The 16,169-nt window shown below is 59.3% G+C and carries 13 protein-coding genes and 2 tRNA genes; 14 read left to right on the top strand and 1 reads right to left on the bottom strand.

The genetic code is table 11. From position 1 onward, the window contains the following. The first annotated feature begins 152 nt into the window (after nucleotides 1-152). Complete coding sequence (locus CHH27_RS15660) at nucleotides 153-587, top strand: paraquat-inducible protein A (protein ID WP_094072419.1); 435 nt, start codon at nucleotides 153-155, stop codon at nucleotides 585-587. Between the two features lie 18 nt (nucleotides 588-605). On the opposite strand, the gene CHH27_RS15655 is transcribed toward CHH27_RS15660, so the two are convergent. Further along, nucleotides 606-1,721, bottom strand: a complete 1,116-nt coding sequence (locus tag CHH27_RS15655; RefSeq protein WP_094072418.1) for a DUF2336 domain-containing protein — start codon at nucleotides 1,719-1,721, stop codon at nucleotides 606-608. A gap of 293 nt (nucleotides 1,722-2,014) precedes the next feature. On the opposite strand from CHH27_RS15655, the gene CHH27_RS15650 reads away from it, so the two are divergent. From CHH27_RS15650 to CHH27_RS15590, 13 genes are all read left to right on the top strand, one after another. Continuing rightward, nucleotides 2,015-4,312, top strand: coding sequence for a mechanosensitive ion channel domain-containing protein (locus CHH27_RS15650; RefSeq protein WP_094072417.1), 2,298 nt, complete (start codon nucleotides 2,015-2,017; stop codon nucleotides 4,310-4,312). Nucleotides 4,313-4,606: 294 nt separating this feature from the next. After that, nucleotides 4,607-4,696, top strand: a tRNA-Ser gene (locus tag CHH27_RS15645). 70 nt (nucleotides 4,697-4,766) lie between these two features. Continuing rightward, a tRNA-Gln gene (locus CHH27_RS15640) sits at nucleotides 4,767-4,841 on the top strand. Between the two features lie 235 nt (nucleotides 4,842-5,076). Next, nucleotides 5,077-6,597 (top strand): glycerol-3-phosphate dehydrogenase, encoded by a 1,521-nt coding sequence (gene glpD / locus CHH27_RS15635; protein WP_094074789.1) that lies wholly within the window; start codon nucleotides 5,077-5,079, stop codon nucleotides 6,595-6,597. A gap of 75 nt (nucleotides 6,598-6,672) precedes the next feature. Further along, nucleotides 6,673-8,166, top strand: coding sequence for a glycerol kinase GlpK (glpK, locus tag CHH27_RS15630; RefSeq protein ID WP_094072416.1), 1,494 nt, complete (start codon nucleotides 6,673-6,675; stop codon nucleotides 8,164-8,166). A 298-nt stretch (nucleotides 8,167-8,464) separates the two neighbouring features. Then, the gene (locus CHH27_RS15625) at nucleotides 8,465-10,069 is read left to right on the top strand and encodes an ABC transporter substrate-binding protein (protein ID WP_094074788.1); all 1,605 of its coding nucleotides are present in this window, start codon (nucleotides 8,465-8,467) and stop codon (nucleotides 10,067-10,069) included. Nucleotides 10,070-10,188: 119 nt separating this feature from the next. Next, nucleotides 10,189-11,196: an ABC transporter permease subunit gene (locus tag CHH27_RS15620; RefSeq protein WP_094072415.1), complete on the top strand. Its 1,008-nt coding sequence runs from the start codon at nucleotides 10,189-10,191 to the stop codon at nucleotides 11,194-11,196. A 16-nt stretch (nucleotides 11,197-11,212) separates the two neighbouring features. After that, on the top strand, nucleotides 11,213-12,142 hold the full coding sequence (locus tag CHH27_RS15615; protein WP_208988244.1) for an ABC transporter permease subunit: 930 nt from the start codon (nucleotides 11,213-11,215) through the stop codon (nucleotides 12,140-12,142). Nucleotides 12,143-12,145: 3 nt separating this feature from the next. After that, complete coding sequence (locus CHH27_RS15610; RefSeq protein WP_094072414.1) at nucleotides 12,146-12,982, top strand: ABC transporter ATP-binding protein; 837 nt, start codon at nucleotides 12,146-12,148, stop codon at nucleotides 12,980-12,982. Beyond that, the gene (locus CHH27_RS15605) at nucleotides 12,983-13,813 is read left to right on the top strand and encodes a dipeptide ABC transporter ATP-binding protein (RefSeq protein ID WP_094072413.1); all 831 of its coding nucleotides are present in this window, start codon (nucleotides 12,983-12,985) and stop codon (nucleotides 13,811-13,813) included. Nucleotides 13,814-13,886: 73 nt separating this feature from the next. Beyond that, complete coding sequence (locus CHH27_RS15600; RefSeq protein ID WP_094072412.1) at nucleotides 13,887-15,227, top strand: MFS transporter; 1,341 nt, start codon at nucleotides 13,887-13,889, stop codon at nucleotides 15,225-15,227. A 55-nt stretch (nucleotides 15,228-15,282) separates the two neighbouring features. After that, nucleotides 15,283-15,636, top strand: a complete 354-nt coding sequence (locus tag CHH27_RS15595) for a helix-turn-helix transcriptional regulator (protein ID WP_094072411.1) — start codon at nucleotides 15,283-15,285, stop codon at nucleotides 15,634-15,636. A gap of 31 nt (nucleotides 15,637-15,667) precedes the next feature. After that, on the top strand, nucleotides 15,668-16,165 hold the full coding sequence (locus CHH27_RS15590) for an arsenate reductase ArsC (protein ID WP_094072410.1): 498 nt from the start codon (nucleotides 15,668-15,670) through the stop codon (nucleotides 16,163-16,165). The last annotated feature ends 4 nt before the right edge of the window (nucleotides 16,166-16,169 follow it).

Raw genomic sequence — 16,169 nt, 5'->3', positions numbered from 1 at the left:
CCATCTACCTGACCGGCTCCTCGGCGGTCAGGTTTTGTGCTTTTCAGCGCCAGTGATATAGGGAAAGGCAAGACGGGACCCTATCTTGGTGGAACCGGTTTGCGTTCAACACCCTCACGAGTCCTGACCAGTGGTCGGGATACGGCAGTCCAATGCGATTTCTCCTGGCTTTTCTGCTTCCTGTTTCAACCTTTTCTTTTGCCCTCGGTCTTACTCAGCCGCTGATGCGCTTCGAACGGCTGTATTTCCTGGAGGATCGGCCGACACTATTGGAAATGGTGCTCGGGCTCTGGCAAGAGGGTGATGCGGCGCTGGCTGCCGTCGTTGCCCTGTTTTCGATCGGCTTTCCGGCGCTCAAGATCCTGCTCATCCATGTCGCGGTGCTCAGTGGCACCAAGACACGCTCGCTGGCGCTGCTATCGATGGTCAGCAAGTGGTCCATGCTGGACGTGATGCTGGTTGCGCTCGTGCTGTTTGCTGCCAAGACCAGTGGACTGGCCGCCGCCGCCATCTTGCCGGGCCTGTGGTTCTATGCAGCGGCGACCTTGTCGACCGCCATTGCCGCAACCTTGTGTTCGAGAAGCTGAACACCTGTCTGTCGTTTGTCAGAGAGCCGAAACGCGTGTGCCGCGTTCACCTGCCGCGCGGGACTTCTTGGCCCGGCGGTTTGCCTGGAAATCGCCGCAGCGTGACTGTTTGGAAGCCGCGTTGCTATCAAGGAACTTCTTGTAGGCAGCTGTCCATTCCGATCCTTGCGCGGAGGGCACTTTCAGGTGGTCACAGCGGACCTTCGCAAACAGCGCGAAAGTGGCGGCATCCAGTCCGGCCTTGGCGGCCGTGCGCAGCACCAGGTCCTGCTTGCCGTTGTAGACAGCATCCTTGAGGGATTTCTGCGCCGTGCGGCCCCGCGCACTCAGAAGTTCTATCGCGTGATTGAAACGGCCGTCCTGCAAAAGCAGGATCATCAGTTCACTGACGCTGATGTCCTTGCGTTCCGCATTTCGCCACAAGAGGCTCATGTCGTTGCTGTCCAGCGCATCGCCGAACTCGCGCCGCAGAACTTTCAGCCTGGCAATCTGGTCCAGTTGGTCCTGGGACAAGGCGCCTTCGATGATCCGGTGCAGGCGTTTCTTGGTCTCGTCATCCACGAGAGGGAGCAAGGTTCTGCAGACCGCAGGCGACAAATCCGTTCGAAGACAGAGATCCTCGCGAAGCACTGGGTCTTCGGTGGCCAGTTTGACCAGGTTGACCATGGTGTTGCGCGACAGTTTGATTTCGCGGTTGCCGGCAAGGATGCGATGAACGGGCCGGTCGCCGCGCTCCGCAATCACGTCGGACACTTCGGCGGACAGGTCAGGCCTGCGCGCCAGGACCTGCAGGTGCGCATTGCTGAGGCGCTCGACAAAATTCAGCAGGTCTTCCTGAGAAAAGACGCGACAGTGCGCGAGCACCGGCATGGCCACATTGACCTCGTCCTCTGCAATCTTGCGGGCAAGCTCGACAGGTGTGTTGGCCTGGGCGGCCAGCTTTTGTGCAAGCCGTGCCCGGTCCGTCGCGGAACCGACGCCGTAGAGTTTGATGATCACTTCAGAAAAAATGGCAAGCTCTCGATCGGTGCGCTCGTCCAGGTTCGTAACGACGAGTTCGCTCACCTGCGCAAACAGGCGTTGGCGCGCTTCGTCGGTCCCTTCGAGGGCGAGTTTGATCAAGGACCTCGGCATCCTTCCTCCTCTTGAGTACTAAGTGACGCCTATATTGTTATTATTACGTTACCTGAATGGTTGATGCTGCATTATGACCTTGCGTAAATTTGCAGTTTCGGTTGATAAGTCCGAAAAAAAATGCGGCTACGTAATATCTGAGCAAAAAAGTCTTCAGTTTTCTTCGGCAGCACTATGTGCGGTGCAAAAACACCTGAACCGTTATTCATGACCTTTTCAAGCCGGGACCTTGTTCATTATGGTCCGTGTGGAAACGCATTTTACCCCTTTCACAGACCCTTGCCGAGTTTGAAATGACATTCTTGCGAACCTGTCTTCTTGCCGTTGCAGTGCTCCTGTTCCAGGCTCCCACACCTGCGTTGGCGCAAGACACGAAGGGCGAGACTGCCGGGGACGCGCAAGCGACGACGCAGGAAGTCGATCAGGCGAACGAGGCGCTGATCAAGGTGCTCAGCGATCCGGACAGTCGGGCGGCGTTTCTGGAACTCCTGAAAAAGAGCAGTACTGATCCGTCGTCGGGAGCAGCGGACACCGCAGCAGGTTCCACGGGCGAACAGGAGCCGGAGGCGCAGGACGCCGCCAAGAGCGAAAGCTTTGTCATTCGAGTCGGAGAGTATACGCGTGCTGTTGCAGACGAGGTGGGCGTTCTCATCGATCGGGCCGGGCACTCCCTGAAGGGGCTGTTGTTGATCCTGCAAGGCGACATTCCGGTCAAATGGGACCGGGTGCAGGGTGTCATCAGTCAGGTCGTTGCCGTGCTTGTCAGTGCCTATCTCGCCTTCTTCGTCGGTCAATACGTGGCAAAAAAGCTATACCCCAAACTGCAGCTTCGGGCCCGCTACGGAGGCGGCCTGATGCGCAGTTTCATCCTCTTGCTGACATCGGCCATTGACGCGTTGACCGTCGCGCTCGGTCTGGGGGTCGGCTATTTCGTCGCCTTGCTGGCATATGGAGGGTTTGAGGCCGGCGTCACGCTTCAGGAGAGCTTGGCACTAAATGCCTTTTTCATCACGGGCATGGCCAACGTGTCTCTCAGGTTCGTATTCGCACCCAACCGGCCGGAATTGCGGCTGCTGCCTTTCGATGATGCCAGTTCAAACTACTGGTACGCGCGCCTGCGGCTTTATATGTACTGGATCAACTACGGCGTTTTCCTGGCGGTTCCGGTTGCCAATCTGGCCGTCTCCTTCGTTTTGGGCAATGCGCTGCGCTTCCTGATTGTTCTCAGCGGCATGCTTTACCTGATGGTTCTGATCAAGCGGAACCGCGTAAGGGTCCGTGAAGGGACAAGGCGCTACGCGGAAACTCTGCAGAGCATGCTTGCTCAAAGAGCCGTCTCGAACCTCGGCGATCTCTGGCACATCGGCGCGCTGGGGTACATCATTGCGGTCTTTGTTGTCTGGGTGACGCGTCCATTTGATGCGACAACAATCATCCTGCGCGCCACGGGCCTCTCGATCGTGACAATCATGGCCGGCATGGTGATTTCGCTTGTGATGACGAAGGCCATCAAGGGCGGTATCCGGTTGCCGGACAGCGTTCAGCAAAAACTTCCGGCCCTGCAGTACCGTCTGAATGCCTTTGTTCCCCGGCTCCTGAAGATCATTCGCGCCGTTGTCTTTGCCGGAACGGTTCTGCTCCTGCTCGACATCTGGGGGCTCATCGGGGTCATCGACTGGTTCAACAGCGATGTCGGGGTGCGGCTTGTCAGCAGCTACGGCTCGGCCTTCTTTGTGTTGCTGGTCGCCTTCGTGATCTGGCTGGCTGTGATGTCCTGGGTGGACCTGCGTCTGCAATCGCGCGCCGGTTACATCGTCACCGCGCGGGAGCGGACGCTGTTTCAGCTGTTTCGGAATGCGGCCACGATCATCATCATCGTCATGGCCATCCTTCTGTCTCTTTCTGAAATCGGCGTCGATATCGGGCCGCTGATTGCCGGTGCCGGTGTGGTCGGTCTGGCCATTTCCTTCGGCGCGCAGACCCTGGTCAAGGACATCATCACGGGCGCCTTCATTCAGATCGAAAATGCAATCAACGAGGGCGACGTGGTGACGGTGGCCGGCATCACCGGCACGGTGGAAGGTATCACCATCCGTTCGGTGCGCATGCGCGACCTGAATGGCACCACGCATATCATCCCGTTTTCATCCGTCGACATGGTGTCCAACTTCATGCGCGGCTTCTCTTACCATGTGGCGCTGATCGGCGTGTCCTACGACACGGATATCGTCAAGGCGAAAGAGGCGATGATCGAGGCATTCGAACGTCTGAAGAAAACGGATTTCGGACCGAAGATCGTCGGCGACTTCGAAATGCATGGCGTGACCAATTTCGGTGCCAGCTCGATCGATATCCGGGCCCGGATCAAGACCACCCCGGGAGATCAGTGGGGGATCGGGCGGGCCTATAATGAATTCGTCAAGCAGGTGTTCGATGAACGCGACATCGAAATTCCGTTCCCGCAGGTCACCTATCACGCTGCGACGCCGCCCTTTGCGGAAGACGAACCCAAACAGAAACAGCGTCGCAAATTGCCACCGAGCGCAGGCGAACTGGCCGACGATGCGCCGGCGGACGATGGTGAACACTGACACTTTCACAGGTGCTCGGACTGGAGAGCGCAGGAAAGGCAGCTTGACACTGAGTGAATGGAGACGGTAAGCGTTCTCCCGTTGTGCGGGAAATCGCCCGCCAACCCAATCTGGAGCAGACGATGTTCGTGGTCGTTTTCAGTGCGCAAAATTCTCAAGACCTGGTTCAAAGCCGGGTTGAGGAAATGTGCGGGCTGCAAAGCGAGATGAATTAGACACATCAAAGTCTATCGTCAAACCAGCTAACCCGCCTTCGAGGCGGGTTTTTTCGTTTCGAAGGCATCTTGAAAACAAGGAAGCGTGGCCGAGTGGCTGAAGGCAGTGACTTGCTAAGTCGCAGGGCCCCGACGGGTCCCGCGGGTTCGAATCCCGCCGCTTCTGCCAATTTGGATCCCTCGGGGCATTGGTGTCTGGCCCGCCGCTGGTGTCAGGCGCCTTGATCTGGAGGGCGTTGTCTCCGCTCGTCTAATCGGCAGGACACCTGATTTTGGCTCAGGAAATCGAGGTTCGATCCCTCGGCGGAGAACCACTTGCACTGCTCAAACGATGAAATTCAGATCACGGTTTCCCGGTGCCGGCAAAGGGATCGCGCACGCCAAGGAGCAAGTGCGCGCGACTGTTTTTCAGCTTGTCGACACCGTATTAAAGGGCGCGCGCGCGGAAAAGTGAGACCTTTCGGTGATTGTTGATTGAATTTCAGGTGGTTTCGTTTTATTTTCATTTTAAGTTCAAAAGCGCAGATGCGCACAAGCCGGAGTCAGGGTATGGCGGCCGATTACGATCTTCTGGTCATAGGTGGTGGAATCAACGGAACCGGAATTGCCCGGGATGCTGTGGGCCGGGGCGCGTCCGTCCTTCTGGCCGAAATGGGCGACCTTGCCGGAGCAACATCCTCCGCGTCGACCAAGCTTATTCACGGCGGGCTGCGCTACCTGGAGTATTACGAGTTCGATCTCGTCAGGAAGGCTCTGAAGGAGCGTGAAGTGCTCTGGGGCATGGCGCCGCATATTGCCTGGCCTCTGCGGTTCATTCTGCCTCATCACAAGGAATTGCGCCCGGCCTGGTTCCTGCGCCTTGGCCTGTTCATGTATGACCATCTGGGTGGCCGCAAACTGCTGCCGGCCACAAAAACGGTCCGTCTCGACCAGGCGCCTTTCTCCCAAGGGCTGAAGAAGCTGTTCACAAAAGGGTTCGAGTATTCCGACTGCTGGGTCGACGACGCGCGGCTTGTTGTTCTGAATGCCCGCGACGCTGCGGATCGAGGGGCAGAGATCCGCACACGCACCAAGTGCATCAGTGCGCGGCGGGACGGTGATGTCTGGACGGCCACACTGAGGGACCTCGCAACTGGCAAAGACACCACGGTGACCGCCAAGGTGATCGTCAACGCCGCCGGGCCATGGGTCGCCGACATGCTGAGCGGGGTGGTCGGGTCGAACAACACCTCCAAGATCCGTCTGGTCAAGGGCAGCCACATTATCGTGCCGCGCCAGTTCGACCACGACCGGTGTTTCATTTTCCAGAACGGCGATGGCCGGATCGTTTTCGCAATTCCCTACGAAGACGACTTCACGCTGATCGGCACGACGGATGTCGACTTCCAGGATGACCTCGGCAAAGTCGAGATCTCCGAAGACGAGATTTCCTATCTTTGCAAGGCGGCGAGCGAATACCTGGAGAAAGCGATCACGCCGGATGATGTGGTCCATACCTATTCCGGTGTCCGCCCGCTATATGATGACGGGGCCAAGGATGCCAAGGCGGCAACCCGCGATTACGTGCTGGAGCTGGATGGCGGCGAAGACAGGCCGGCGGTTCTGTCCGTCTTTGGTGGAAAGATCACGACCTATCGAAAACTGGCCGAGCAGGTTCTGGCGAAGCTGGAATCGTTGCTGCCGTTCAAGCGGGGTGTCTGGACGGCGGGTGCACCGCTCCCCGGCGGGGATTTCAGCGTCACAGGTTTTGACGAGGAAGTTGCCGGTTTGCAGAAAGACCATCCGTTCCTGGACAGGTCCTTCGCCAAGCGTCTGACGCGGCTTTACGGAACCGACGCCCGTCTCATTCTGTCCGGCATGCAGGGACTTGAGGATCTCGGCCGCTGCTTTGGCTACAATCTCTACGAAGCCGAAGTGAAATGGCTGATGGACCGCGAATGGGCACGCTCGGCACCAGATGTGTTGTGGCGGCGAACCAAGCTCGGCCTGCGGCTGAGCCGGGAAGAAGTTGCAGACCTTGAGGCCTTTATGTCCGGCTATCTTGCGAAGCAGACCGGCGCTGCGGCATAGTTTTGAAAACAAGCGTCACATGATCTGCCGGCGCTGCCGGCAGTTTCCAGGACAAGAGCAAACGGGAGGAGCGCCATGGCCGGATGTGTTTTGGCGATTGACCAGGGCACGACGTCGAGCCGAGCCATCGTGTTCGACAGCGAGTTTCATCCAATCAGCGTGGGGCAGCAGGAATTTCCGCAGCACTTCCCGAAGTCGGGCTGGGTGGAACATGAACCTGCAGACATCTGGACCAGCACGCTGCGGGTCTGCCGCGAAGCCATGAACAAGGCGCCGGCGGGCGGTGCGGATGTTTCCGCCATCGGGATTACCAATCAGCGCGAGACAACGCTGATCTGGGACCGGTCCACGGGTGAGCCCGTTTACAATGCAATTGTCTGGCAGGACCGGCGCACAGCGGACTTCTGCGCCAAACTGCGTGCGGACGGTCTGGAAGAGACATTCACCGCCAAGACAGGCCTGTTGCTCGACCCATATTTCTCCGGCACCAAGATCGCTTGGCTTCTGGACAACGTGGAAGGTGTCCGCGCCCGGGCCGAGCGCGGCGAACTGGCTTTCGGTACCGTCGATACCTGGCTGATCTGGCAGTTGACCGGTGGCAAGGTCCACGCGACCGACGCCACCAATGCGTCGCGGACGCTGATCTACAATATTCACGACAATGCCTGGGACGGTGACCTCTGTCGGCATCTCAACATCCCGATGAGTCTCCTGCCGGAGGTGAAGGACAGCGCGGATGACTTTGGCGGAACCGATCCCGAACTGTTCGGACGGGTGATCCCGATCCTCGGGGTGGCAGGCGATCAGCAGGCTGCAACGGTGGGCCAGGCCTGTTTCAAGCCAGGCATGGTGAAGTCGACTTACGGCACGGGTTGTTTCGCGATCATGAACACCGGTACCAAGCCGGTGAAATCCAACAACCGGATGCTCACGACCATTGCCTATCGGCTCAATGGCGAGACGACTTACGCACTGGAAGGATCGATCTTTGTTGCCGGTGCGGCCGTGCAGTGGCTGCGCGATGGTCTCGGCCTGATCGAATCGGCCGGCGACTCACAGGCGCTCGCCGAACAGGCGGATCCGAATCAGGATGTCTATCTCGTGCCGGCCTTTGTCGGGCTCGGGGCGCCCCACTGGGATGCGGATGCGCGCGGAGCGATGTTCGGGCTGACCCGGAACACCGGTCCAAAGGAAATTGCCCGTGCCGTGCTGCAAAGTGTGGGGTACCAGACCAGTGATCTGGTAGAGGCCATGCAGGCAGACTGGCCGGAGGCTGAAAAACCGGTACTGCGGGTCGATGGCGGCATGACTGCGTCCGACTGGACGATGCAGTTTCTGGCCGACATTCTCGGTGCGCCGGTCGATCGGCCGACCGTGCCGGAGACGACAGCACTCGGCGCTGCGTGGCTCGCCGGTCACAAGGCCGGCATCTGGCCGGGCCCTGACATCTTTTCCAATGAGTGGAAGCTGGAAAAACGGTTCGAGCCCCGCCTTGCAGAGCCTGAACGGGCCAAATTGCTGGCGGGATGGCAGGATGCTGTCAAACGCACCCGCACGACGCAGGGTTGAGGATGGCAGGGGCTCTCGCATTTGCGAGAGCCTTTTGTTTTCAGGTGGTTACGGCAGAGGAAAAATATTCTTCCGCAGCGGTATTTGTTTCCAGAAAGTTAATGGTATCGCGTTAAAAATTTACGGCAGCATGCCTTACCTAGCAAAAATATTTCAATAACCACGTCAAATTAGAAATATGTTGGCAGTTGATTTTCTGCCGAAAAAACGCCTTAGTTTGCGCTGGCTCGGGCTCAACTCCTTTGCACCTTCCAACGATGCAAAAGCCCTGGCTCTTCATCAAGGGGAGAACAGTTTGATGAATTTCCAAAAAACCTTGAAGGCATCCCTTCTTGGCGCCAGCCTTGCTGTGATCGCAGCAACCGGTGCTTCCGCAAAAACCCTGGTTTATTGTTCCGAAGGCTCGCCGGAAGGCTTCGACACCGCGCTTTACACCGCAGGTACCACGTTCGATGCGTCCTCCAAGCCGCTCTACAACCGGCTTGTCGAGTTCAAGCGCGGCACCACGGAAGTGCTTCCGGGCCTGGCTGAAAGCTGGGAAGTTTCCGAAGACGGTCTGGAGTACACCTTCAACCTGCGCAAGGGTGTGAAGTATCACACGACCAGCTTCTTCACGCCGACCCGCGACTTCAATGCCGACGACGTCGTCTTCTCCTTCGAGCGCCAGCTGAAGAAAGACCATCCGTGGCACGAATATACCCCGGGCACCGCTTGGGAATATTTCAACGGCATGTCCATGCCGGACCTGATCAAGGAAATCGTCAAGGTTGACGACCACACGGTCAAGTTCGTGCTGAACCGTCCGGAAGCCCCGATGATCGCCAACCTGGCGATGGACTTCGCTTCCGTCGTGTCCGCTGAATATGCTGCCCAGCTCGAAGCTGCAGGCACCAAGGAACAGCTGAACCAGCAGCCGGTCGGTACCGGTCCGTTCAAGTTCGTCGGGTATCAGAAAGACGCCGTGATCCGTTATGGCGCTCATGAAGATTACTGGAATGGCAAGGAAGCCATCGACAACCTGATCTTCGCGATCACGCCGGACGCTGCCGTTCGCCTGCAGAAGCTGAAGGCCGGCGAGTGCCATGTCATGCCGTATCCGGCTCCGGCCGATATCGCCGACATCAAGGCCGACAGCAACCTGACGCTCATGGAGCAGCAGGGCCTGAACGTCGGTTACCTCGCCTACAACACCAAGGTGGCTCCGTTCGATAAGAAGGAAGTCCGCAAGGCGCTGAACCACGCGATCAACAAGCAGGCGATCCTCGACGCGGTCTTCCAGGGCTCCGGCCAGGCTGCCAAGAACCCGATCCCGCCGACCATGTGGTCCTACAACGACGCGATCGAAGACGACGACTACAACCCGGAACTGGCCAAGGAAATGCTGGCAGCTGCCGGTGTCTCCGACCTGTCCATGAAAATCTGGGCCATGCCGGTACAGCGTCCGTACAACCCGAATGCCCGCCGTATGGCGGAAGTCATTCAGGCTGACTTCGCTAATGTTGGCGTGAACGTCGAAATCGTTTCCTACGAATGGGGTGAGTACCTCTCCCGCTCCAAGGATGTTGATCGCGACGGTGCCGTGCTGCTCGGCTGGACCGGCGACAACGGCGACCCGGACAACTTCCTGGCCGTTCTTCTCGGCTGTGACGGCGTCGGCGGTTCCAACCGTGCCCAGTGGTGTAACGACGACTTCGAGGCCCTGATCCAGAAGGCCAAGACCGTGACCGACAAGGCAGAGCGCACCAAGCTCTACGAAGAGGCACAGGTCGTCTTCAAGGAAGAGGCTCCGTGGGCAACCGTCGCTCACTCCGTCGTCTTCATGCCGATGTCTTCCAAAGTCACCGGCTACGTCATGGACCCGCTTGGTGGTCACTGGTTTGACGGCGTGGACATTGCGGAGTAAATCCCGCTAACTTGAAGGAGGCGCTGGCAGGGATGCCGGCGCCTTCAAACATTCTGACCGGCGGATGCTCTTGCGTTTGAGTGACGGTATCCGCTGGTTCTTCGTATCTGGAACCTGACATGCTCCGTTTTCTTCTAGGCCGGCTCGGCCTGTTGATACCGACATTCATCGGCGTCACCCTCGTCGCCTTCTCCTTCATCCGATTGCTGCCCGGTGACCCGCTCGACCTGCTTGCAGGGGAACGCGGCATCTCCGACGAGCGCAAGGCTGAGCTGATGGCTCAGATGGGCTTCGACAAGCCCTTGTGGCAACAGTATCTCGACTATGTCCTCGGCGTCTTTCAGGGCGATCTCGGCACGTCGTTTGCCTCGAAGAAACCCGTTCTCGACGAGTTCATGACGCTGTTTCCGGCAACCGCGGAACTGGCCCTTTGCGCCATTATCCTTGCGGTCTGCATCGGTATTCCGGCCGGCATCTTCGCCGCCGTTAAGCGCGGCTCGATCGCCGACCAGGCGATCATGGGAACCGCGCTGGTCGGCTATTCCATGCCGATCTTCTGGTGGGGCCTGCTGCTGATCATCCTGTTCTCCGGCATCCTGCAATGGACCCCGGTCTCCGGCCGTATCTCGCTGATGTATTTCTTCCCGTCGGTCACCGGTTTCATGCTGATCGACAGCCTGCTTTCAGGAGAAAAGGGCGCCTTCCTGTCGGCCGTCCGGCACCTGATCCTGCCCTCGATCGTGCTGGCGACCATCCCGCTTGCCGTGATTGCGCGCCAGACGCGCTCTGCCATGCTGGAGGTTCTGGGCGAAGATTATGTGCGGACCGCACGTGCCAAGGGCCTGACGCCGCGCTCGGTGATCGGCTTGCATGCCCTGCGCAACGCGCTGATCCCGGTGATCACCACGATCGGCCTGCAGGTCGGTGTGTTGCTCGCCGGGGCTATCCTGACGGAGACAATCTTCTCCTGGCCGGGTATCGGCAAATGGCTCGTCGACAGTATTTCCCGCCGCGACTATTTCGTGGTCCAGGGCGGGCTTCTGCTGATCGCGGGCATCATCATGCTGGTCAACCTGATCGTGGACGTGCTTTACGGCCTGATCAATCCGCGTATCCGCCACAACTGAGCCGAGGGTCTAGAACATGACAAACACCTCCCCGGCCACCAAGGCCGATACCTCAAAACTCGAAGAAGAAAGCCGCAATGCCACCAAGGCCCGGCTGATCGAGTTCTGGTACTACTTCTCGCAGAACAAGGGCGCCGTGCTCGGCCTTGTCATCTTTGTGCTGCTGGTGCTGATGGCAGTGTTCGCACCGCTGATTGCTCCGCATAATCCGGACTTCCAGTATCGCGACAGTTTCCTGGTGCCGCCGGTCTGGCAGGAGGGCGGCAAGGCCGCGTTCCTTCTGGGGACCGACGCCGTCGGCCGCGATATTCTGTCCCGCCTGATCTTCGGCGCGCGTTTCTCGCTGTTCATTGGCGTCGTGGTGGTCTCCATCGCCCTGGTCGGCGGCATCGTCATCGGCCTTGTTGCCGGCTACATGCGCGGCGCGGTCGACACGTTCATCATGCGCGTGATGGACATCATCCTGGCCTTCCCGTCGCTGCTGCTTGCCCTGGTGCTGGTGGCGATTCTCGGCCCGGGCCTGATCAACGCCATGATCGCAATCGCCATTGTTCTGCAGCCGCATTTCGTCCGCCTGACCCGCGCTGCGGTGCTGACGGAACGCAGCCGAGATTATGTGGTTGCGGCCAAGGTGGCCGGGGCCAGTCACATGCGGCTGATGTTCAAGACCATTCTGCCGAATTGCCTCGCGCCCCTGATCGTTCAGGCGACGCTGTCCTTCTCCAACGCCATCCTGGATGCGGCCGCACTCGGCTTTCTGGGCATGGGCGCACAGCCGCCCACACCGGAATGGGGCACGATGCTCGCAGAGGCACGGGAATTCATCCTGCGCGCCTGGTGGGTCGTGACGTTCCCGGGTCTTGCCATCCTGGTCACCGTTCTGGCCATCAACCTGGTCGGCGACGGCCTGCGCGATGCGCTCGATCCGAAGCTGAAGAGGAGCTAAGCTATGTCTCTTCTTGAAATCAGAAATCTCCGGGTCGAGTTCGACACCGCCAAGGGTCCGTTCCGCGCACTGGACGGTGTCGACTACACGGTTGATGCCGGTGAAGTGCTGGCGATCGTGGGCGAGTCCGGTTCGGGCAAGTCCGTTGCCATGCTGGCGACCATGGGTCTTCTGCCGGACACGGCGACGATCACGGCCGACAAGATGGAGTTCGAAGGCCTCGACCTGCGCACCCTGTCCGCCAAGGCCCGCCGCAAGGTGATCGGCAAGGACATCTCGATGATCTTCCAGGAGCCGATCGCCAGCCTCAACCCGTGTTTCACCGTCGGCTTCCAGCTGGGCGAAACGCTGAAAGCGCACACGGACCTGAAAGGCAGGCAGATCAAGGACAAGGTGATCGAGCTGATGACTTCGGTCGGGATCCCCGATCCGGCCGGACGCGTGAATGCCTTCCCGCACCAGATGTCCGGTGGCCAGTGCCAGCGTGTCATGATCGCCATGGCGATTGCCTGTTCGCCGAAGCTCCTGATTGCCGACGAGCCGACCACCGCGCTTGACGTGACGATCCAGAAGCAGATCCTGGACCTCCTGGTTCAGCTGCAGCAGGAAAGCGGCATGGGGCTCATCATGATCACCCATGACATGGGCGTTGTGGCGGAGACCGCCGATCGTGTGATCGTTCAGTACAAGGGCCGGAAGATGGAAGAGGCGGATGTGCTCTCGCTCTTCGAAAGCCCGCAGAACCCGTATACCAAGGCGCTGCTGTCGGCCTTGCCGGAAAATGCCACCGGCGACCGGTTGCCGACCGTCAGCGACTTTGCCGAAGCGGGAGGTTTCTAAATGTCAGAAGATGTGATCCTCAAGGTCCGCGACCTTTACCGGACTTATGACATCAAGGGCGGCATGTTCAAGAAGGCGTCCACGCTGACGGCTGTGAAAGCCGTCAATCTGGATGTCGAACGCGGCACTACGCTGGCCGTGGTCGGTGAAAGTGGCTGTGGCAAGTCCACGCTGGCCCGCATGCTGACCATGATCGATGCGCAGTCCTCCGGCTCTATCGAGATCGACGGATTGCCGATCGACATTTCCAAGACGGGTATCTCGAAGGAAATGCGCCAGAAGGTGCAGATCGTCTTCCAGAACCCTTATGGCTCGCTCAATCCGCGCCAGAAGATCGGTCATGTTCTGGAGGAGCCGCTGCTGCTCAACACGGATATGCCGGCGGCCGAACGCAAGGACCTGGCCCTGCAGATGCTGGAGAAAGTGGGCCTGCAGCCGGAGCATTACGGCCGTTACCCGCACATGTTCTCGGGCGGCCAGCGCCAGCGTGTGGCCATTGCCCGTGCAATCATCATGAAGCCGAAGCTTCTGGTGCTCGACGAGCCGGTCTCTGCGCTCGATCTCTCCGTCCAGGCGCAGATCCTCAACCTATTGGCCGACCTCCAGGAAGAAATGAACCTCACATATGTGTTCATTTCTCACGACCTGTCTGTGGTTCGTTACATCGCCGACAAGGTGATGGTGATGTATTTCGGTGAGGTGGTGGAATACGGCACGCGGGACGAAGTCTTCGACAATCCGCAGCACGACTACACCAAGACGCTGTTTGCGGCGACACCGCGCGCGGATGTTGAAAGCATCAAGAAGCGTCTGGCTGCCAAGGCTGCCTGAAATTAGACGCTGACCGGAGCTGTCCGGTTCTGCCAAGTGGTGTAGGCTCCCGGTGAAAGCCGGGAGCCTTTTCATGTCTTTGATCACCGAGACGAACCGGAAATGGTGGCTCCTGGGAGCTGTCAGTTGCGTGCTCGGCCTGGTGCTGCTGGATGAAACCGTCGTCGGCATCGCGCTGCCGACCATCCAGAAGGAATTCGGTCTTTCCAACAATGAAGCCCACTGGGTGGTGAATGCCTATCTGCTGACCTTCGCCTGTTTCGTGGCTGTGGGCGGCAAGATTGCCGATCTGTTCGGGATCCTGCGTGTCTTTCTTGTTGGTCTGGCGCTGTTTTCGATCTGCTCGATTGCCTGCGGGTTTGCGCCGTCCGGTGCCTTCCTGATCGGGGCGAGAGCGCTACAGGGCCTTGGCGCGGCGATCATTTTCCCGATCTTCCTGGCCATGATTACCATGACCTTCAAGAAGGAGGTGCGGGGTGCTGCCATTGCCACCAGCGGTGCCGTCGGGACCACCTTTCTGGCCCTTGGCCCCCTGGTTGGCGGACTGTTTACCGACTTTCTGTCCTGGCGCTGGGTTTTCTGGATCAATCCGATTGTGGCGATCGCCGTTGCCGTCATCGTGACGCTGACCTGGCGGGACGTGAAGCGCCCGGCCGGCCGCAGGATCGACCTGCTCGGGTTGTGGCTGATTGCGACGGGCATGTTCTGTCTTGTCTACGTCCTGATGGAGGCGGACAGCCAGGGCTGGCTCGATCCGCTGATCCTGGCGAGCTTCGCCGCAGGCATAGTGTTCCTGAGTGTGTTCTGGCGCGTGGAGCGATCTCTGGAGGCGCCGCTGATCGAAGTTGATCTCTTTGCCAGCCCCGTTTTCACCGGCAGCAACCTGACCATCTTCACGGCCCAATACGCCAAGATGCCGCTGTTTGTGTTTGTCGCGCTCTATGCGCAGACAGAGCTCGGCCTCAGCCCGTTCCTGGCGGGTGTTGTGGTGATGCTGGCGCCGCTTCTCCAACCCGGAGCGGCTGTCGTTTGTGGAAGATATGCGGACAAGATCCCGAAACGGCAGCAGGTTCTGATCGGGCTCGGCATTCTGGCACTGTCCTTTCTGTGGCTTGTGGTGACGGAAGCCTTCAATGATGTCTACCTGTTTGCCCCTGGTCTGCTGGTGGCCGGCCTCGCATTTCCGTTCCTGTTCACGCCGACCCGGGCAGCCATTTCGGAGGCTTTGCCGGAACACAAGCACGGTCAGGGCGGCGGGATCGCCATGACGTCGCAGACGATCGGCGGCACTGTCGGGCTTGCTGTTTCCAGTGCGGCCTTTGCCCTTGGCGGTTATGCGCTTGTGTTCGGACTGACCGCCGTGCTGGCCGGGCTGGTATTCGGTTATGCGCTGATTGCCTTTCGCAACGTCTAGCGAAAAGTCTCTGGCTCAGGGTTGCGCTATTCGGTATTTCGAGTATTCTCGAATTATGGAAAAAGACGATGCCTTGAACGCCTTGGCAGCGCTCGGTCAGGAAACCCGCCTCGACGTCTTTCGCCTTTTGGTGAAAGCCGGAAAAGAAGGCATGTCCGCCGGTGCCATTTCAGAAGCGCTCGACGTGCGTCCAAATACCCTGTCGACCCACCTGGGCGCTCTGTCCCGTTCCGGCCTCGTGCACGCCGAACGGGACGGGCGCTCGATCTGTTACAGCGCCAGCCTGGAAACGATGCAGGTGCTGGTGACTTACCTGCTGCAGGATTGTTGCGGCGGAAATCCGGAGCTCTGCGCTCCGATCGCCAGCATGGCTGCTGGCACAGTTTGTGACACGGAAGAAACGTGCTGAGAGCACGTTCATTGGTGGGGCTCAAATTCAAATGCGTAATGTACTCATCGTCTGCACGGCCAATTCTGCGCGTTCGGTTTTAGGCGAGGCGCTGTTTCGGCATCTCGGGCAGGGGAAATTCCAATCCTTTTCAGCCGGTTCCACGCCGCGCGGATCGGTGAACCCGGATGCGCTCACCTGCCTGGAGCGGCACGGCCTTTCCTCAGACGGGTTCCGCTCAAAAAGCTGGGACGAGTTTGCTGGCCACGAGGCGCCCAAGATGGACCTGATCATCACGGTTTGCGACAGCGCAGCCGGGGAATCCTGTCCGGTCTGGCCCGGTCATCCGCTCGTTGTCCATTGGGGCATCCCGGATCCGGCGGGCGTCGAGGGGGATGACGACACCCGGGGCGCAGCTTTCGATCTTGCCTACAAACGTCTCGAGCGCCGCATCAACGCCATGCTGGCCCTTGGCGACAGTGTTTTCACCGCCGAAGACGGCAAAGCGCGGCTTAACGCCATTGGCGCGACGGCCGATACCCAGGATTAATCAA

The organism is Labrenzia sp. VG12 (assembly GCF_002237595.1).
In the GTDB taxonomy this organism is placed as follows: Bacteria; Pseudomonadota; Alphaproteobacteria; order Rhizobiales; family Stappiaceae; genus Roseibium.
The sequence above is the reverse complement of the archived record's forward strand: the minus strand, read 5'-3'. Positions and strand labels throughout refer to the sequence as shown.